The 18,633-nt window shown below is 65.6% G+C and carries 18 protein-coding genes; 14 read left to right on the top strand and 4 right to left on the bottom strand.

The genetic code is table 11. The features are described from left to right. Window positions 1-107 precede the first annotated feature (107 nt). The 5 genes from FFS35_RS00480 (at window position 108) to FFS35_RS00460 (ending at window position 7,494) form a co-directional block, all read left to right on the top strand. Window positions 108-614, top strand: a complete 507-nt coding sequence (locus FFS35_RS00480) for a DUF2285 domain-containing protein (protein ID WP_137785155.1) — start codon at window positions 108-110, stop codon at window positions 612-614. Window positions 615-832: 218 nt separating this feature from the next. Then, entirely contained in the window at window positions 833-1,549 is a 717-nt protein-coding gene (locus FFS35_RS00475; RefSeq protein WP_283214495.1) for a sulfite exporter TauE/SafE family protein, read from the top strand. Between the two features lie 249 nt (window positions 1,550-1,798). Then, the gene (locus FFS35_RS00470; RefSeq protein WP_137785154.1) at window positions 1,799-3,217 is read left to right on the top strand and encodes a TolC family protein; all 1,419 of its coding nucleotides are present in this window, start codon (window positions 1,799-1,801) and stop codon (window positions 3,215-3,217) included. 12 nt (window positions 3,218-3,229) lie between these two features. Beyond that, window positions 3,230-6,379, top strand: coding sequence for an efflux RND transporter permease subunit (locus FFS35_RS00465; RefSeq protein WP_137785153.1), 3,150 nt, complete (start codon window positions 3,230-3,232; stop codon window positions 6,377-6,379). Next, window positions 6,376-7,494: an efflux RND transporter periplasmic adaptor subunit gene (locus FFS35_RS00460; RefSeq protein WP_137785152.1), complete on the top strand. Its 1,119-nt coding sequence runs from the start codon at window positions 6,376-6,378 to the stop codon at window positions 7,492-7,494. The genes FFS35_RS00465 and FFS35_RS00460 overlap by 4 nt, the downstream gene beginning before the upstream one ends. 10 nt (window positions 7,495-7,504) lie before the next feature. On the opposite strand, the gene FFS35_RS00455 is transcribed toward FFS35_RS00460, so the two are convergent. Continuing rightward, a complete protein-coding gene (locus tag FFS35_RS00455; protein WP_137785151.1) occupies window positions 7,505-7,825 on the bottom strand; it encodes a hypothetical protein in 321 nt (106 codons plus the stop codon). A 795-nt stretch (window positions 7,826-8,620) separates the two neighbouring features. Between FFS35_RS00455 and FFS35_RS00450 the strand changes: the two genes are divergently transcribed. The 4 genes from FFS35_RS00450 to FFS35_RS00435 all read left to right on the top strand — a co-directional run bounded on the left by FFS35_RS00450 (window position 8,621) and on the right by FFS35_RS00435 (window position 12,548). Further along, window positions 8,621-9,658: a zincin-like metallopeptidase domain-containing protein gene (locus tag FFS35_RS00450; RefSeq protein WP_137785150.1), complete on the top strand. Its 1,038-nt coding sequence runs from the start codon at window positions 8,621-8,623 to the stop codon at window positions 9,656-9,658. After that, complete coding sequence (locus FFS35_RS00445; protein WP_137785149.1) at window positions 9,655-10,071, top strand: DUF2958 domain-containing protein; 417 nt, start codon at window positions 9,655-9,657, stop codon at window positions 10,069-10,071. Before FFS35_RS00450 ends, FFS35_RS00445 begins: the two co-directional genes overlap by 4 nt. Window positions 10,072-10,156: 85 nt before the next feature. After that, window positions 10,157-11,998 carry a ParB N-terminal domain-containing protein gene (locus FFS35_RS00440; RefSeq protein WP_137785148.1) on the top strand — a complete coding sequence of 614 codons (1,842 nt, stop codon included), beginning with the start codon at window positions 10,157-10,159 and terminating at the stop codon, window positions 11,996-11,998. A 106-nt stretch (window positions 11,999-12,104) separates the two neighbouring features. Beyond that, window positions 12,105-12,548, top strand: coding sequence for a hypothetical protein (locus FFS35_RS00435; RefSeq protein WP_137785147.1), 444 nt, complete (start codon window positions 12,105-12,107; stop codon window positions 12,546-12,548). 72 nt (window positions 12,549-12,620) lie between these two features. On the opposite strand, the gene FFS35_RS00430 is transcribed toward FFS35_RS00435, so the two are convergent. Beyond that, on the bottom strand, window positions 12,621-13,223 hold the full coding sequence (locus FFS35_RS00430; protein ID WP_137785146.1) for a cation transporter: 603 nt from the start codon (window positions 13,221-13,223) through the stop codon (window positions 12,621-12,623). A 530-nt stretch (window positions 13,224-13,753) separates the two neighbouring features. Between FFS35_RS00430 and FFS35_RS00425 the strand changes: the two genes are divergently transcribed. The 4 genes from FFS35_RS00425 (at window position 13,754) to FFS35_RS00410 (ending at window position 15,885) form a co-directional block, all read left to right on the top strand. Then, window positions 13,754-14,074, top strand: a complete 321-nt coding sequence (locus FFS35_RS00425) for a DUF736 domain-containing protein (protein ID WP_137785145.1) — start codon at window positions 13,754-13,756, stop codon at window positions 14,072-14,074. Between the two features lie 404 nt (window positions 14,075-14,478). Beyond that, complete coding sequence (locus FFS35_RS00420; protein WP_137785538.1) at window positions 14,479-14,703, top strand: helix-turn-helix domain-containing protein; 225 nt, start codon at window positions 14,479-14,481, stop codon at window positions 14,701-14,703. Further along, window positions 14,696-15,268 carry a S26 family signal peptidase gene (locus FFS35_RS20225; protein WP_249341363.1) on the top strand — a complete coding sequence of 191 codons (573 nt, stop codon included), beginning with the start codon at window positions 14,696-14,698 and terminating at the stop codon, window positions 15,266-15,268. The genes FFS35_RS00420 and FFS35_RS20225 overlap by 8 nt, the downstream gene beginning before the upstream one ends. Then, the gene (locus tag FFS35_RS00410) at window positions 15,256-15,885 is read left to right on the top strand and encodes a lytic transglycosylase domain-containing protein (RefSeq protein ID WP_249341362.1); all 630 of its coding nucleotides are present in this window, start codon (window positions 15,256-15,258) and stop codon (window positions 15,883-15,885) included. Before FFS35_RS20225 ends, FFS35_RS00410 begins: the two co-directional genes overlap by 13 nt. On the opposite strand, the gene FFS35_RS00405 is transcribed toward FFS35_RS00410, so the two are convergent. Next, window positions 15,882-16,364, bottom strand: coding sequence for a hypothetical protein (locus tag FFS35_RS00405; RefSeq protein ID WP_249341361.1), 483 nt, complete (start codon window positions 16,362-16,364; stop codon window positions 15,882-15,884). The two genes, FFS35_RS00410 and FFS35_RS00405, sit on opposite strands and share 4 nt — an antisense overlap. Window positions 16,365-16,592: 228 nt before the next feature. Between FFS35_RS00405 and FFS35_RS00400 the strand changes: the two genes are divergently transcribed. Further along, window positions 16,593-16,952: a hypothetical protein gene (locus FFS35_RS00400; protein ID WP_137785142.1), complete on the top strand. Its 360-nt coding sequence runs from the start codon at window positions 16,593-16,595 to the stop codon at window positions 16,950-16,952. Between the two features lie 144 nt (window positions 16,953-17,096). Here the strand turns inward: FFS35_RS00400 and FFS35_RS00395 are convergent, their stop codons facing one another. Then, window positions 17,097-18,623 carry an IS66 family transposase gene (locus FFS35_RS00395; RefSeq protein ID WP_137785141.1) on the bottom strand — a complete coding sequence of 509 codons (1,527 nt, stop codon included), beginning with the start codon at window positions 18,621-18,623 and terminating at the stop codon, window positions 17,097-17,099. Between the last annotated feature and the right edge of the window lie 10 nt (window positions 18,624-18,633).

Below are 18,633 nucleotides of genomic sequence, written 5' to 3'. Positions count from 1 at the left end.
GCTTCAATGGGGGCTTCACTTTCGCCGAGCAGCCGGACCGCGCAGCACCCGCGGCCCGGATCATCTGGCATGCCGATCTCGATCCCGAAACGATCGGCGTCGCCGCGGTGCCCGCCGACCCGTCCGACCCCGACAGCCTTCGTATCGACCGGATTTCATCCTGGCTCGCCATGGCGGTCGACGCGGAGGGCCGCGAGCACGTGGTCCTGTCCGATGGCTGGCACCATATCCGGCTCGACATCGAGGAAGGTCGGCTGACCGGCCAGGAGGCGGTCCTTCTCCACTATCGGCTGTGCGGACTGGCTTCCGCAGAGAACCGGGTGCTGCCGCTGCGCCGTCTTCTCGACCTGTGCCGGCATCGCCGTTTCGCGCGATCACTGTTCCCATGCGATCCTCGCACCGACCGTTGGATCAACATGCTACGGGTGCATGATGCTGTCAGGGACGGCGCGAGCCAGCGCGAGATTGGCGCGGCGCTGTTCGGCGATGAGCGGGTGGCGCGCGACTGGGGCGGGGAATCGGATTCGCTGCGATCGCGTGTCCGTCGATTGGTGCGCGAGGCGCACGCCATGGCGCGGGGCGGATACCGGCACTTAATGCGGCGAAAGTCCTGACGGATCCACGCTACCTTCGGAGGTGCTCCATGGTGGGTTCTGCGTCGGCCCCTTGCGGTCGGAATTCGTGAGAAGGTGCCTTTGTCTTTCTGGCCAAGGCTGGGACTCTTTGCTGCCATTCACAGAAGCCGTGCTGAATGGCGGTATTCGGCAGGAGCGGACATTCTCGAATGGGGCGGAAGCCGGCCGCATATGCCCGACGCTGGGCCGAAAGCGGAATGTCTTTTTTGGACCGGGCTGCCGAGCGCGGCGACTATCTCGAAAGCGTCGACGAAATCCCCGAACCGCACGCGTTCGCCGCGCGGCTGAGCCTGGGGCATGCCGGTCACAGCCACGATTACGACCTGACCCTCACCGAGGATCACGACCATGGCGAGAGTGGGGTATTGCTAGATGACGGCAGTTATATGGACGCGCACGAACGCGCCCATGCCAGCGATATCGAACGGCGCTTCGGCGGACGGAGCGTGTCGACGGGTCAGATCATATTGTTCGGACTGACCGGCGGCCTGATCCCATGTCCGGCGGCGATCACGGTGCTGCTGCTCTGCCTTCAGCTCAAGCAACTTGCGCTCGGTGCCGTGCTTGTACTGTCGTTCAGCGTCGGCCTTGCGATCACGATGGTGCTGGTCGGCGTCGCCGCCTCGCTCAGCGCGCCATATCCAGAAGCGCTGGTCGGGCTTCAACACCTTCGCGCGCCGCGCGCCCTACGCTTCGGGCGCGTTGATGCTGGTGATCGCGCTGTACATGGGTGTGTCGGGCTGGATCGGGCTGACCGGCGGGCACATGCCGCAGGTCTGAACCGCGTTAGCCGGTGCGCAGCAGCCACAGCGCGGCGACGAACAGGGTCTTCAGTTCGGGCAGGAACAGGCCGCTGGGCCAGCGACCGAGAAAACGCGTTCCATATGATTGACACGTCAGTGGAAATTTGCTGAGCGAAAACCATGGGGCTTGCGATCACCCCACGAGGCGACATGCTGAAGTATCGCGTCCTGCCTATTCAGTGGACGCGTCATGCCTGCTTGCAATTCGCTCTCATCCGATGATCTCGATCGCTTGCCAAGCGTATCCGCGATAGTTGTTACCCGAAGGGCCGATGATTTCGCAAAAAAGGATAAGTCCGCGAGCCGCGGACGGGTTCTAGCCCGACGCGTCTCCACTTGCTCATTCTCGGGAATCGCCCAGTGATTCGTACGATTACTCGCGCGATGACGCTCTCCACATTTGCCGCATCGCTCATTCTCGCGCCGGTTTCTGGATTGAGCGCGCAAGAACGCATGCCTGCGCCCGCCGCCGATGTCATCACTTTGGGAGAGGCGCTGGACTATGCGGATTCCAATTATCCAGCCATAAAAGCAGCGCTCAACGAGCGCCTATCTGCGGCGCGGCAGATCGATGTCGCGCGAACCGCCTACCTACCGCAAATCAACCTATTGGCGCAGATCAATCGCGCGACCGCGAACAACATCACCGGTGTGCTCCTTCCGCAATCGACGCTTCCCGCGATTTCCGGACCCGTCCTGCCGGAATCCGGCCGGAGCGACTGGAACAGCGCCGCTGGCGTTCTCGCGTCATGGCGCGTTTTCGACGCGGGCCAGCGCGCGGCGCGGGTGGACGCAGAGCGCCAGAACGCCGCGGCCGCTGACGCCGATCTCAACCTGACGAGGCTTGAGGTCGCCAGGGCCACATTGGGCGCCTATCTCAACACCCTGGCGTCCAGCGCGTTGGTGGCCGCGGCTCAGGCCAATGTCGATCGACTGCAAACCTTCAGCAATGCGGTGCATGTTCTTGTTGCCAACCAGCTGCGGCCCGGCGTTGAAGCGCAACAGGCGGACGCCGCGCTCGCTTTGGGGCAAACCCGTTTGATCTCGGCGCAAGCGGATCTCGAAAGTCAGAAAGCGACCCTCGCGCGGTTGCTTGGCCGATCGGTCGATGGTCTGCGACTATCCTCGCCGGCCATTCCGAGCGTACCGGACAGTCTGATCTCACCGGCTCAATACGCCAAGGATCATCCCGCAGCGATTGCCGAACAGGCCCGGGTAAATCGAGAACGAGCTCGCCTCTCCGCGATTTCCCGCAGCTATGCCCCTTCGGTCGATGCGCTTGCCAGCGCCTACACGCGCGGATCGGGGCGCGATGCCAACGGAACATATTCTGGAGGAACGTCAGGTCTGACGCCGAACACAAGCAACTGGGCGCTCGGACTTCAAATCACGCTGCCGCTGGGGTCCTATCCGACGATCCGGGCTCAAGAGCAGGCGCAGCGAGCTTCGCTCGGCGCGGAACGGGATCGCTACGACGAAACCTTGCGACTGATCACAGAACGACAGCAGCAAACGCGCGCTGCACTGGTCGCCGCCATCGCCATCGCCAGGATCACGCCTGCCGAACTTCAGGCTGCGCAAACGGCCGAGGTCCAGCAGCGGGCGCGTTTCCAGTCGGGATTGGCGAGTGCCGTGGACGTAACGGTCGCCGAGGCCGCGCTTGCGCAGGCCGAAGCCCAGGAAGCGATCGCCAAGCTCAACGTGTGGCGCGCGCTTGGCGATTATGCGGTGGCGATGGGCGACCTCGCGCCGGTCCGCACCGCCTTGGCCGATCAGTAGGACGGCGACCCTATGTGGCTCATCCGCACGGCCTTGCGCCACCCGATCTCGATGGCCGTCCTCGCCGTCGCGCTGACCTTTGCGTCGTTGCTTTCGCTTACCCGAACGCGGATCGACATCCTGCCGGATCTCAACGCGCCCGTTATCTATGTCGCGCAGCCTTATGGCGGCATGAGCCCGCAGCAGATCGAGGGCTTCGTCTCTTATTATTACGAATACCATTTCCTCTATATCGACGGCATCGACACCGTTCAGGCCAAGTCGATCCAGGGTGCTTCGCTCCTGCGTCTCACCTTCCATCCCGGCACGAACATGAGCGAGGCGCTCGCCGAGACGGTCTCCTACGTGAATCGCGCCCGGGCCTTCATGCCGCCCGGAACGGTCGCGCCGTTTGTCGTGCGGTATGACGCGGGCACGCTCCCCGTCGGCTATCTCGTCTTTTCGAGCCCGACCAAGACGCTCGGCGAGATCCAGGATGTCGCTCTCAACAAGGTACGACCGGTTTTCGGGACATTGCCCGGCGTGTCGTCGCCTCCGCCGTTCGGCGGCAATCAACGCACCATCCTTCTCAATGTCGACCCGAACAAGCTCCGCGGCTTTGGCCTTTCGTCCGATGAACTGCTTCAGGCACTGGTATCCGGCAACAGCATCCAGCCCGCGGGCTCGGTCAATATCGGCACGACCCAGACGCTGGTGACGACCGACTCGACCGCGACCTCGATCGATACGTTGCTCGACATTCCAGTGCGATCCGGCCCCAGCGGCGCGGTCTATATGCGGGATGTCGCGGCGGTCGCGGACGGCTCCGACCTGCCGGCCGGTTACGCGCTGATCAATGGCAAGCGCACCGTCTACATCCCGGTCACCAAACGCGCCAGCGCATCGACGATCAGCGTCGTCAACGAGGTCAAGAGCAATCTGGCCAAGTTCCAGTCGCTGCTGCCGGACGATGTCACGGTGAGTTACCAGCTCGACCAATCGAAATATGTAACCGACGCCCTGTGGGCCGTGGTGCGCGAGGGCGCATTGGGCGCTGGTCTCGTGGGCCTCACGATCCTCCTCTTCCTGGGCAGTTGGCGGAGTGCGGTGATCGTCGTCGCGATCATACCCGTCGTGCTGCTTACGGCCGTCATCGGACTCTGGCTTGCCGGGCAGACGATCAACATCATGACGCTCGGCGGACTGGCGCTTGCCATCGGCATTCTCGTCGATGAAGGCGTGGTCCTGCTCGAACATATCGATTTCCACCGCGCTGGCGGAAAGCCGCTGGCGCGTGCGGTGCTTGATGCCAGCGGCGAAGTCGCCGTGCCCCGATTGCTCGCCATGATGTGTATCGTAGCGGTGTTCCTGCCCGCCTTCTTCATGAGTGGCCCGGCCCAAGCGCTCTTCCTGCCGCTCTCTCTCGCCGTCGCGTTCGCCATGGCAGCATCCTACCTTCTCTTCACGATCTTCGTGCCGATCCTGTCCAACTGGCTGGGGGACGACCGGAAGGCGCGCGAAGAGGCGCATTGGTATCAGCGGATTCGGGGACGCTATGCCGCGGTGCAGAAGCGCTTGGACGGTCGGCGATCCGCTCTCCTGATCGCTTACGCGATGTCGGCCGTGCTGGTGGTCGCAGGCGCGAGTTTCGTCCTGCGAACGGAGTTGTTCCCGTCCAGCGCCGCCAATGAAGTCCGGCTCCGGATGGATGCGCCCGACGGTACTCGGATCGCGATGACCGAACGACAGGCACAAGATGTCCTGAAGATCGTCGATCAAGAAGCCGGCGCCGGCAACGTCGACCTATCGCTCTCCTATATCGGTGGGCAGCCCTCATCCTACCCCGTCAATCTCGTCTTCCTGTGGACCGCGGGTTCGCATGAGGCGATCATGAACATCTCGCTGAAGCCAGGCTCCAGCATTGCGCTTGCGCCGCTGATCGCGCGCCTGCGACAAGTGCTGCCCCAGCGCTTCCCCGGGAGCACTTTCTCGTTCGAGCCGGGCGATCTCGTCAGCCAGATCCTTGGCTTCGGCTCAAGCACCGTCGCCGATGTTGCGGTGATGGGCGGGCAATATAAGGACGTCGCCGGCTTCGCGCAGAAATTGAAGGAGCGTCTCGCGGCCGCCCCCGAACTTGCGGACGTCAAGTTTGGCCAGTCGCTTCACTATCCCAATGTCGACGTTCGCATCGACCGTGTTGCTGCCGGGGACGTCGGCGTGACAGCGGACAAGGTCGCGCGGGCGGTCGCCGCCGGAACAGCTTCCAGCCGTTTCATTACACCAAACTATTGGCGCGATCCCAAATCGGGCATCAGCTACCAGGTCCAGCTCCAGGTTCCCCAACCCAAGATGACGTCGGTCGCGGATGTCGGGAACCTGCCGGTGACCGGCACCGACGGATCGTCTGTTCTTCTGTCGCAAGTGGCCCAGTTGCGCCAGCAGGCCGTTCCCGGTGAGCTCGATCGCCAGAACGGACAATGGGTCGTCAGCGTGACCGCCAACCTGGCAAAGGCGGATGTCGGCCGTGCGGCCAGCGCGATCGATCGGGCGATCGCCGACATCGGCGCGCCACCCAAGGGGGTCTCGGTCCAGGTGCGCGGTCAGGTCGATGTCATGAGAGGCGTTTTCGGCAATCTCGGCATCGGACTCGGGGCGGCGATCCTCGTGATGCTGCTCCTGCTGACCGCCAATTTTCAGTCGATCCGCCTGGCGCTCATCGCCCTGTCCGCGGTTCCGGCCGGCCTCATGGGCTCTCTCGTGATGCTCGCGGTGACGGGCACGAGCCTCAATCTCGAAAGCTTCATGGGCATCATCATGGTGGTGGGCGTGGCACTGGCGAACGCAATCCTCCTGGTCACCTTCGCCGAGCACAATCGCCGTGCCGGCAAGACATCGTTCGAGGCCGCCTACCTGGCAGCCGATGAACGGCTCCGGCCGATCCTGATGACCAGCCTCGCGATGATCGCGGGCATGGTGCCGATGGCGCTTGCGATTGGCCAGGGCGCGCAGGAAACCGCGCCGCTCGGGCGCGCCGTGATCGGTGGCCTGCTATTCGCGACCGCCGCGACGCTCATCGTCCTCCCCATCGTGTTCGGTCTGGTTCAGCGCGGCGCCGCTCTGGCTTCTGTGTCCCTCCACCCGGACGATCATCCTGACGCCCAGCTTGTGGAGCAGCCGCAATGAAGTTTTCGGTGCCCGCCTTCCTGTCGATCTGCCTCGCTCTCGCAGGGTGTGGTCGCGATCAAAGCCAGACCGCGCCAGTCGTCAAGCCCGACCAGGTCGAAGTGGTCAGCGTCCAGAGTTCGAACCTCTCGACGACGGTGTCCTTGCCAGCGCAGCTCCAGCCTTATGAAACGGTCGATATCTTTCCGCGCGTGGCGGGCTTCATCCGCGATATCACGGTCGATCGAGGCTCTGTCGTCCGCCGAGGACAGCCGCTTGTCCGTCTGACCGCACCCGAACTCGGTGCTCAGCGCGAGCAGGCGCAAGGCGTTCTTCGTGCCGCACTAGCCAAGGCGGCGGCGGACAATGCGACCTATGCGCGCTTGGCGAATGCGGCGAAAACCCCGGGCGTCGTCGCTGAAAACGACGTGAATATTGCGCGCCAGACAGCGGCTGCCGACAACGCGCAGGTCGCCTCGGCGCGGGAATCGCTTCGCAATGTCGGACAGCAGGAAGCCTATTTGACCATCACCGCGCCGTTCGATGGGGTCATTACCGCGCGCAACCTTCATCCCGGGGCGCTGGTTGGACCATCCTCGAGCAGTCCCGGCGCCCAGCCTATCCTGCAAATGGCGAACGTGAGGCGGCTTCGCCTCGTCATCGCGGTGCCGGTGGTCGATGTTCAGGACGTGCGGGTGGGGCAGATCGTCAGTTTTACGGTACCCAGCGTCCCCGGCCGCAAATTCGAGGCGCCGGTCGCCCGCATCGCCGATGCGCTCGATAATCGTACCCGGACAATGGCGATCGAATTGGACGTACAGAATTCGGAGGCAGTCTTGACGGCCGGTGAATTTGCGACGGTGCAATGGCCGGTACGGCGCCCAATGCCGACCATGCAAGTTCCGCAGACAGCCATCGCCAACGATCAGCAGACGCAGTTCGTCATCAAGGTTGCAAACGGAACCGCCCACTGGATCACCGTGACAACCGGCATGACGGTCGACGGCAAAACCGAAATCTTCGGCACGATCAATCCGGGCGATTTTGTCGTCAAGCGCGCGAGCGACGCGCTCCACGATGGAGCGACGGTGCGAGCGAAAAAGGCGCCACCAGAACCATCCGCCAAGGCTGCTTGATTTCCCAGGCTCAGCTGGTCTTTAGCTCCCGCAAGGTGGCGGGGACGCCGCCACGAGCGGGTGCGGCGACGAACAGCGTTTTGAGGTCAGGCACGAACAGACCCGTACGTGCGCCGGCAGCGGTCGAGACGCGCACCGGTTCACCGCCGGCGTCCTTCGTCGACGACACGTCCACATGGCCTGCGCCGCAGATCAGCAGGAAGCGATCGCCGTCGATGTACAGATCATCGGCGTCGCCGCAAGCCGAACGAGTCGAGATCACGTCGCCCTTGGCGGCATCACGAACCTGAAGCGCCGCCGGGAGCCGATAGGCGAGCGCGAACGACTGCAATTGGCGCTCTGCTGATGGTCCGGCCTGTCGTGCGTGAACGACCGCTTGGGTCAGGAGCGGACGTTCGCGTGCCGCCCGGCAAACGGCGAGAATTGGTCGGTTCTTGCCGGAACGGTGGCCCGGTGAACGACCGATTTCAGGATCGCAAAATGGACGCCGGAAGGTTCGCGACTGGCTGGGGAGCAGGCGCCTCGCGCCGGTGAAGCGGCGCGACCGCGCTCTACGGCTCGAAGCCAGGCTTCTCGCCGCCGAGCCCCGTTTCCGCGTCTCGGCCTGGCGGTGACGATCGGCTGGCGCGGGTCAGCGCTGCTGACCTGATGGAGCGGGGCTGAGGACGCACACTGCCGGACTGCTGCGCAGCCGGACAGGGTGCGGCGCCTGATGGCGGCCCCGCAGGCACTCCGGCCTCTCGGTCGGGCGGTGCGCCCGGTTTCGCAAAGCCGGCGACAAGTGCCGCCCTGGCCTTGCGAAGCCCGACCCAGCACCGCTCATCCGCCCGCGCCGGCCGGGGGTCCATCTTTTGTTGGCGGCGGCTTTGCCGCCGGGAAGTGCTGCGGTCGCCGCTCGCGCGGCGGCGCTGTTTGTGGCCTCTCCCGGTGGCGCGGGAGTGGGCGGCGCTCCCTGCTAGGCCCGCTCGCGTCCCCGGCAAGCCGTGCTGCGCCCGGCTCCTTCACTGCGTTGCGGCCCTTTGGGTGCCGGGGCCGCTCAAGCGGTCCTCTCCGGTTCGCATCTTGCCGCCCACCCCCGCTTCCGGGGGAGGCCATGGTGGTTTTGGGGCGGTGCAGGAGGTGAACGATGCGTGCTCCCACGACCGTCCGCACGCGCGGCAAGGGCCGGAAATCCCCGGCTTCCAGCGCCGGAACGCCAACCCCGGCCGAGGCCCGGACCAAACCCGAAACGGCTCGCACCAGTCTTTATGACGAGGTGACGGGGCGGATCATCGCCGAACTGGAGGCGGGCCGCTTTCCGTGGGTTCAGCCTTGGGGGCGTCCCGATGGTGGTGGCAGCGCGGTAAGCCCCGGCCTGCCGCGCAACGCGCTTACCGCGCGCCGTTACTCTGGCGTGAACGTCCTTATCCTGTGGGGCGCGGTCATCGAGCAGGGCTTTCCCTCGCAGGGCTGGCTTACTTTCAAGCAGGCGCTTGAGGCGGGCGGCTGCGTCCGCAAGGGCGAACGCGGCACCACCGTCGTCTATGCCGACCGCTTCACACCCGAGGCCGAGAAGGCGCGCGCCGTCGAAACCGGCGGCGACGCCAAGACAATTCCGTTCCTGAAACGCTTTACCGTGTTCAACGTCGCGCAGTGCGAGGGGCTGCGCCCCGGCCTCGCGCCCGAGGCGATCCCCTTGCCCGAACGCCAAATCGTGCCGGTCGCCGAGGAAGTGATCGCGGCGAGCGGCATCGAGTTCCGCGTCGGCGGCAACCAAGCCTTCTATGTCCCCGCGCAGGATTATGTGCAGGTGCCGCCGCAACCGGCCTTTTTCGAGCAGATCAATTATTACCGGACCTGCCTGCACGAACTTTGTCACGGCAGCGGCCACAAGTCGCGGCTGAACCGCAACCTCGTCAACAGCTTCGGGTCGAAGGATTATGCCCGCGAGGAATTGATTGCCGAATTGGGTTCGGCCTTTCTCTGCGCGGCCCTCGGCATCGTCCCGACCGTCCGTCATGCCGATTACCTTGGCAGTTGGCTCGCCGTACTGCGTGAGGATAACCGCGCGATCTTCCGCGCCGCCAGCGCCGCCAGCAAGGCCGCCGACTGGCTGCTGGCCCGGCACGCCGCCGCCCAAGCCGAGGCAGCCCAAGGCGACGCTGGCGAACGGAGGGCGGCATGATCCTGTTGACCCCCGAGCTTCACGCCGCGCTGCGCGTGAATTCCGACCGCTCCGCCGAGAGCGATCATGATCCCGTGCCCGTGGTCAAATTCTTCAACCCGCTGGGCGCGGCGACATGGCTTGCGACCGAGCTTTACGACGATGGTGACACGCTGTTCGGATTGGCCGACCTTGGGTTCGGCTGTCCCGAGCTTGGCTGTTTCAGCCTGTCCGAAGTGGCGAGCATCCGCCTGTCGTTCGGCCTCGGCATCGAGCGCGATATCGGCTTTGCGACGACCGCCAGCCTGTCGGTCTGGGCCGACACCGCGCGCCGGGCCGGTTCGATCCAGCAAGCCCAATCCATCATCTGGCGCATCGAGTCCGCGCCGGTCCCCGAGCTTCCGACCGATCCCGAAGGCGGGAAAGGCGGATGACGCGCGGCGCGTAACGCCGCCTATCGTAAGCCGGTCCGCCTACCCGCAAAGATCGACGGACCGGCACTCACAAGGAGTGCTGACCATGAAACTCGATTTTATCCCGCTCGACAAGCTGGTCGTGAGCAAGGCCAACATGCGCTACGGCAAAAAGGCCCCGGACGTGTCCGATATCCTGCCGACCGTGCGCAGCCGTGGCGTCATCCAGCCGGTCATTGTCCGCCCCAATTGTGCGCCTGATGGGTTCGAAATCGTCGCCGGAAGCCGCCGCTTCCATGCCGCGAAGATCGTCGCCGAGGAACGGCGCGCGGCGGGCGACATGGCACCGGAACCGATGCCGTGCGCGATCCTCGACGAGGGCGACGATGCCGCCGCCATCGAGGCGTCGATGATCGAGAACATGGCGCGGCTCGATCCCGACGAGGTGACGCAATGGGAGAATTTCACCCGCCTCGTACGCGAGGGCCGCAAGGTGGAGGATATCGCTGCGACGTTCGGATTGCCCGACCTCACCGTCAAGCGCGTGCTGGCGCTTGGCAATCTGCTCCCCGCGATCCGCGACCTCTACCGAAAGGAGCGGATCGACGCGGCGACCGTGCGCCATCTGACGATGGCGTCCAAGAGCCAGCAAAAGGCATGGCTGGCGCTGGCCGACGACGAGAATGCCTATCTGCCGACCGGCCACCAGTTGAAATCATGGCTTTTCGGCGGGCAGTCGATCCCGGTCAAACATGCGCTGTTCGACGTGGACGCGAGCGGGCTTGCGACTATCGCCGACCTGTTCGGCGAGGACCGCTATGTCGCCGATGCCGATGCCTTCTGGACGGCGCAGAATGCCGAGATCGACGCGCGCCGCGCGGCCTATGTCGAACAGGGCTGGGCCGATGCGATCATCGTGCCGCCGTCCGATCATTTCTCGACATGGGAATATGAGAAGGCGGGCAAGCGCAAGGGCGGGCGCGTCTATATCGACGTGCGCGCGAACGGCGAGGTGATCGTCCATGAAGGCTATGTCTCCGGCAAGGAAGCCCGCCGGATCGCCAAGGCCGAGGGGTCGGAGAACGGGAACGGGACCGGCCAGAAAGCGGCGCGGCCCGAGGTGACATCGACCATGCAGACCTATGTCGACCTGCATCGCCACGCTGCCGTCCGCGCCGCGCTGACCGGCCATCCGGCGGTCGCGCTACGCCTGATGGTGGCCCATGTCATCGGCGGTTCCCATCTCTGGAATGTGAAGGCCGAGCCGCAGTCCACCCGCAACGACGAGGTGCGCGACAGCCTCGACAACAGCAAGGCCGAGGCGGATTTCGACGAGCGCCGCCGCGCGGTTCTGGCGGTTCTCGGCTTCTCCGCCGAGGAACCGACCGTGACCGGAGGAAACGGCGACGATTATGGCGTCGTCGGCATCTTCCAGCGGCTGCTCGACCTTCCCGATGCGGTCGTCATGGAGGTGATCGCCATCGTCATGGGCGAAACACTGGCGTCGGGCAGCGCCGCCGTCGAGGCGGTGGGCATGGAGATCGGCGTCGATATGGCCCGCTGCTGGCAGGCCGACGATGCCTTTTTCGGGCTGATCCGCGACCGGGAAGTGCTGACCCGGATTGTCGCCGAGGTGGCGGGCGAAACCGTCGCCAGCGCCAATGCGGGGGAAAAGACCAAGACCCTGAAACGCATCGTCCGCGATCATCTCGACGGCGCCAACGGGCGCGACCGGCGCGAAAGCTGGGTGCCGCGCTGGATGGCGTTCCCGCCCGCCGCCTATACGGCGCGCGGCGGCGTCGGCACCGTCGCGGCCCATGCCAAGGCGCAGGCGGCACGCGAGATCGAGCGGCTCCGCCCAAGCGACGACGAGCCTGATCCGACCGCACCCGGCGCGGTGATGGCCCCGCCGGACCCCGACGAGGAGGCTGACCGCCTCGCCGCCTGATCCCTTGCGGGCGGCGGGAAACCGCCGCCCGCATCCTTCCATTCTCGAAAATTCGGCCGCGCGCCCTCGCCCTGGCGGGCTCGGCCGCGCGGGAAAGGAGACCATCATGGCCGACCGCGTATCCGCGAGCATCACTATCGGCGGCACCCTGCCGCGATCCCTGCTGCCCGATCTCGCCGCTCTCGTTCAGGAGCAGGGACTGTCCACCGAATGGGATGGCGAAACCTTCACGCCCGCGATGTTTCGCGAGGGCGTGCCGCTCGAACTCATGGCGCATGAAGTGGCCTGGGGCCGGTTCGAGGGCCTCGAAAGCTGGTGTATTACGCATGGCTTGCCCTTCGCCCGCTGGTCGGGCGCCTATTCCGGCCAGTGGGGCGCCGAGCGTGCCGTGTTCACCGGCGAGGGCGAGGTGCAGTGCTATGCCGCCGACGAGGACGATTATCTCCTGATCGGCCGCTGCACCGTCGAACGTCTCGGCAGCTACGAAGCGATCCTCGCCCACTTCGCGGCGGGCGATTTCGCCGTCCCGCCGCTGCGGCTGATACCTTGAAACGGCAGGAAAATGGGTCTGGTTCGCCCGCTCCCGCGCGGCGCGGCGGTCAACAGAGTTGCCCGCCGCCGCTCATGCGGCGGCGCGATGCTCGCGCCGCGCCGCGCCCCAGACCTCGCGCGCGGCGTCGGCGTTCATCGCGGCGATACCCAATCCCACGATCAGGTCGGGCCAGGCCGATCGCCAAACCGACGCCGTAACAACCGCCGCCGCAATGATCGCCAGATTGGCGAACGCATCGTTACGCGCCGACAGGAACGCAGCCTTGGTCAGGCTCCCGCCATGATGCCGGTAGCGCGCGAGCATGACAGCGCAGCTCAGATTGACCGCGAGCGCGCCAAGCCCGGTCAGTGACAACGACACGGCGTCTGGCGCGACCGGAACGCTGAATTTCTCCCATGCCATCCAGAGCGTCGCAACGCCCGGAATTAGCAGGATTGCAGCTAGCGCCATGCCAAGTCGCGCCCGGTTTCGGACCGTCCAGCCAAGCGCGATCAGGATCAGCAGATTGACCGACGTGTCTTCGAGAAAGTCGATCGAATCGGCGAATAGCGACACCGATCCGATCGTCAGCGCGACCACGAACTCGACCGCGAAATATCCGAGATTGAGCACCGCGACCGCGCCGATCACGCGGCGCAGACCGCTGTTTTCGGTTCCGGTCTGATCGTTCATCGCGGCATTTCCTTTTCATCCTCCCGCGGCGGAAGGCGTGCGGCGAAGCTTGGCGGCAGGCGGACGACGATCATCGACATAGTGCTGGCTCTACGTCCTTTCGCGCCAGACCCGAAACCCTGACCGTCGTCATCGGCTACGCCGACGGCAATGTCGGCGGCCTCGCCGTTTGTGTGTTTGGACGGTCGATCCGATAGCGTGCTGGTGCGTCCCGTCCGCGCTGTGTTCGCCTGATCCCTCGCGCGGGATGTACCGGCGGAATGGTCGTCATCATTGCTGCCGTGCCTTGAACCGTTTCGGCTCCTCGGGCGCATGACCTGGGACGGCCGCGACCCTGCGAAACCATCGCCGCGCGGCTTATTTCCCCGCCCGCCAGGGCGGGCTCCTCGCGGTCGCTGCGCTTCAAATAAGCCGCCGGCTCCGGTCCTCCGCTTCGCTCCGGCCTACCGGTTCGCAGGCCCGCTTTGACCGTCCCTCCGGTCCGCCCATCGCCCGGAAACGGTTCGGGGCGACTTTTCAGGAGACGAACAATGCCCGCCATCGGTTATGTCACTCGCGAAGGAGAAGGCTTCAAGGGCCAGCTCAAGACGCTCTCGATCCGCACCGACATCGAGATCATTCCCAACACCCGCAAGTCCGGCGACACCCAGCCCGACTATCGCGTATCGGCGGCCGGCGTCGAGGTCGGAGCCGGATGGGTCCGGCGCGGCGAAATGAGCGGCAAGGACTATGTGTCGCTGTCGCTCGCCGCCCCCGAATTCGGCCCGCGCCGGCTCTACGCCAACCTCGGCCGCGCCGCCGGGCAGGATGACGACGACGCCTTTGCGATCATCTGGAACCCGGCCGATTGAGCGAACCGCCCCGCGTCCCGCAAGGGCGCGGGGCATGAAGCGGTGCGCCGGATTTGCCATAGCTCGCGAGGGACTCTGCAGGCGGGGGCGTCTGCACCGTCAGCTTACCGTCGCACGGACGAAAGCCCGTGCCACCCGGTTCAACCCACGCCGCTTTTTTTGCGAAATTAGCCTCGGGACATCGTGTTTCGGGGCGCTGCGAGGCGCCTTCGGGATCATCTCGAACCTCGCCAATGAGCAGACCGCCCCGCGTCCCGCAAGGGCGCGGGGCATCACCGCTGGCCCGAAACGAGGGGGGTCGGAATCGCATGGGTCGATTTGCGACCCTGCCGAAGATGGCCGGATCGATCCAATCCGCGCTCATCAGCCGACGCACGATGCATTGGCCCAGATGGACCGAAATCATGGACGATATCGCCGAACGCGCGCAGGCCGCGCGCGAGACCTGCCCCTTCCTCACCGCCAAGCAGGCGGCCTTTCATCTCGGCCTCGCCTACTCGACGCTGAAGCGCCTTCGCCAGACGGGCAATGGTCCGAAATGCCGCCTGCATGGCCGCACTTGGCGCTATCATATCGCCGATATCGAGGCATGGTCGGCGGCCCGTGCGCGTGGAGGCCATCATGGTTGAGCGCCGCGACCTGCCGCTCTTCGCCTGGGGCAACGCGCTACGCGCCGCCCGCGCACGCCGCACAAGGTTGCGCCACCGCGCCGTCCTGCTCGGCGCCGGGATCGCGTGCCTCGGCCTCACGATCGCGTTGCCGCCGCTGCCCCGGCTGGTCTGGAATGCGAGCGCCAGCGCACCTATCGGCCTCTATGCCGTGTCGCCCGGCGCGACGCTCAGGCGCGGCGACATGGTGATCGCCTGGCCACCGGCCGAAGCGCGGCAACTGGCCGCGAACCGCCACTATCTGCCCAGCAACGTGCCGCTGGTGAAGCGCGTCGCCGGTATTGCCGGGGACATGATCTGCGGGGTGGATCGCGTGGTGACGGTGAACGGCCGACCGGTTGCAACGCGACGTGTCGCCGATGCAGCGGGCCGACCGCTGCCCGCGTGGCAGGGATGCGTCCGGCTGGGGCCGGGAATGCTGTTCCTGCTCATGAGCGAAACGCCGGACTCGTTCGATGGACGCTATTTTGGGCCAACCTTGGCGCAGGATGTCATCGGCAAGGCGACCCCGTTGTGGCTACGCTGAGGACGGTCGCGCTCACCATCGCGCTGCTGTTTGCAACCCCCGCCGCCGCCGATCCACTTGATCGCTGGCGAGCGGAGATCGCCGAGGCGTCCGCTCGGTTCGGCGTGCCGGTGGCTTGGATCGAACGGGTGATGCGGGCTGAAAGTGGTGGCCAGACCATGCTCAACGGGCGGCCGATCACCAGTAGGGCGGGCGCATTGGGCCTCATGCAATTGATGCCCGCGACCTGGACAGCGATGCGGGCAGCGCTCGGCTTAGGCGGCAATCCGCATGATCCGCACGACAATATTCTCGCAGGCACGGCCTATTTGCGCGCGATGTATGACCGCTTCGGTTATCCCGGCTTGTTCGCCGCCTACAATGCCGGTCCCGGCCGATATGCCGCGCATCTGGCGTCGGGCCGTGCGCTTCCAGGCGAAACCCGCGCCTATCTTGCCGAGGTCACGAGCGACCGGCCGAGGGTGATCAGCAATGAGCCCAGACCGTCGGCCGGCATGTTTGTTGTGCTCGCAACCGCAACGCAGCCTTCCGGCCAAACAAATGCTGACGCGCCGGCACCGAGCCTGTTCGTCGCCTTGACCTCGACCGTCCCTGGCCGAGAAACAGGGGCGCGCTAGTGCGGGCGACTGCCGAGGAATCGTTTCGTGTTTGAGCGGCCTTCCGCAGTCTCAACAGCCTGTTCGGCATGGGCGCACTCGTCGCCGCGAACCGAGCCGTCGCGGCAGCCGACGATGATCTTGCGGGCCTCATCGAGATTCGCGGCGAAATACTGTGTGCCGCGCGGCCCCGCGATCGCGGCCGGAACGAGTCCCGAACCGACGCTGGTCGGAGGCGCCGTAACCGGATCGATGACGGGCCGCAGAACGAACCCGATCGCAAATCCTGCGACCAGCACGACAGAAGAAATGACGACGGATTTACGCTGCATCATGACGACGAAACTCGGCTGACGGTCAACCGTATCATACCAGATTCGCTGGCTTTTCGCAAAACGCAGATGCCGCACAATCGGATGAAGAAGGGGCCGAGGCAGCACGCAATGATCGGCAGCGCGCTGCGGTGAGGTGGGGGGGCTCGTCTCGGCAAGGCCCAGCATGACGGGCGGCGAAGCGGCTGTGCAAGGCCGGCGGCCCCTCCAATTTTGCCGCGAAATTGAGCGTGCTTCGCACGCGCTTTTGTTCGTTTTGCGCGCAACAAAATCGGTTCCTCCGCCGCCGCTGCGCGGCGCTTCCGGCTTCGCCTCCAGCGGCCCTGACAGCCACTCCGCCACCCGTCTTCGGAGGGCTGTCCTCAATGAGGAGGATTTCAAGCGAAGGAGGCGATCATGACCATGTTTCAACCCATTGGTGCGGCGTCGGACCGCGTGATGGCGACGCTCGTGGCAGGGCTCGAAATCGAGTTCGGACGGGGCGCAGGCGAGGCGCTGGCACAGCGGTTCATGGAGGCCGAGGAGAGCGATTTCCTGTGGGATGCGAGGGTGTCGGAGCGGTGGCTCGGGGCGTATGAGAGCATCGACGAGGAGGATTTCGAACTCGATCGGGTGGCGATTATCGGGCGGCTGGATGGCCGTTGGTTCGTCGCGGTGAGCATCGTCGATGGAGACGGAAACGCGCATGGATTGATGGGGCGGCGCAGCTTCAGGAGCGAAAGCCAGGCACGCGAAGCCTTTGAAGCGACACATTGATCGGAGCATCGGAAACGCCGGGACAGGGTGCCGGGCAGGCATCGTGTCCCGGCTTCTTTTTGCCTCGGCTCGGGCGAAATGGACGGGCAACAGGAAGGCGGAAATAGGCGGCAGGAGCGGTTGTATCCGTCCGGCGGATGCACGTCAGGCGGTGGCGCCGTGATTGAGCGCCCAGTTCCACGGCAGCAGTTCATCGAGTCGGTTCGCGGGATGGCCGTCGATCATTCGCTGCAACACGTCGCGGAGATAGGCGTAGGGTTCGACGTCGTTCAGGCGGCAGGTTTCGATCAGCGAGCACACCGTCGCCCAGCGCGCGCCGCCGCCATCGGAGCCCGCGAACAGGTGGTTCTTGCGTCCGAGCGCGACCGGCCGGATCGCCCGTTCGACCGGGTTGGTATCGAGCTCGACCCTACCATCGTCGAGGAACCGGCACAGCGCTTCCCAGCGGCCGAGGGCATAACGGATCGCCTCGGCCAGGCGGCTACGCGCCGCGAGCTGCGGCAGCTGCGCCTCGAGCCAGACCTTCAGCGAGCGCACCAGCGGCTTGGACAACGACTGCCGCCAGGCCAGCCGATCGGCCGGGGTTTTCCCGCGAACGCGGGTCTCGATCGCATAGATCTCGGCGATGCGGCGCACCGCTTCGATCGCGATCGGCGCCTTGTCGGCCTCGGCGATCTCGTAAAATTTGCGCCGCGTATGCGCCCAGCAGGCGGCGAGCTTCACGTCACCGCGCGCCGTCAGCCGCTCGAACCCGGCATAGCCATCGACGTGCACCACGCCCTTGAACCGAGCCAGATGCGACTGCGGTCGCTCGGCACGGCGGTCGGGTTCGTAATAGTAGATGGCGGCCGGCGGAGCAGGCCCGGACCATCCTCGCTCGTCGCGCGCATAGACCCACAGCCTGCCAGTTTTCGTGCGGCCACGCCCCGGATCGAGCACCGGGATCGGCGTGTCGTCCGCGAACAGCCGGTCCGATGCGAGGATATGATTGCCGAGCCTCTCGTGCAGCGCGTCCAGCCACCAGCACGCCCCGCCGACCCATCCGGCAAGCGTCGATCGCTCCAGTTCCATGCCGTGTCGGGCGAAGATCCGCGACTGCCGGTAGAGTGGCGTGTGATCGCAGTATTTGCTGACGATCACCTGTGCGAGCAGGCCCGGCGTGGCGAGCCCGCCGGCGATCACACGCTCCGGCGCAGGCGCCTGGGCGACCGTTTCGCACGCCCGGCAGGCATATTTCGGGCGACGGATGCGCAGCACGCGGAGCCGCGCCGGCACCCAGTCGAGCATCTCGCTGACGCTTTCGCCGATCGGATGGAGCGCGCCGCCACAGCCCACGCAGGCGTCGGATTGAACGTCGAGCAGCTGCTCTTCGCGTTCCAGATGCTCCGGCAGCGCCTTGCGCCTGGGACCGGCACGATCCGCTTTCTCGATGACCGGCTGCTCTTCGACGATTGCTGCGATATCGGCGTCGAGATCCTCCAGCGCCAGGCCAAGTTGGTCTGGATCGAGCCGTTCGGAGCGCCGCCCGAACTGGGCGCGTTGCAACTGCTTGATGATCTGCTGGAGCCGCTCGATCTCACCCTGATGCTGGGTAACGGCGGACGCGATATCGCGCACCAACTGGTGCAGAACGCCGACATCCGACGGCAGATTTTCAAGATCGAGCCGCATGCCCGATCAT

This window comes from Sphingomonas sp. 3P27F8 (assembly GCF_005502745.1).
Classification (GTDB): Bacteria; Pseudomonadota; Alphaproteobacteria; order Sphingomonadales; family Sphingomonadaceae; genus Sphingomonas.
Note: the sequence above shows the minus strand (reverse complement) of the source record. Positions and strands in the feature narration are given on the sequence as shown.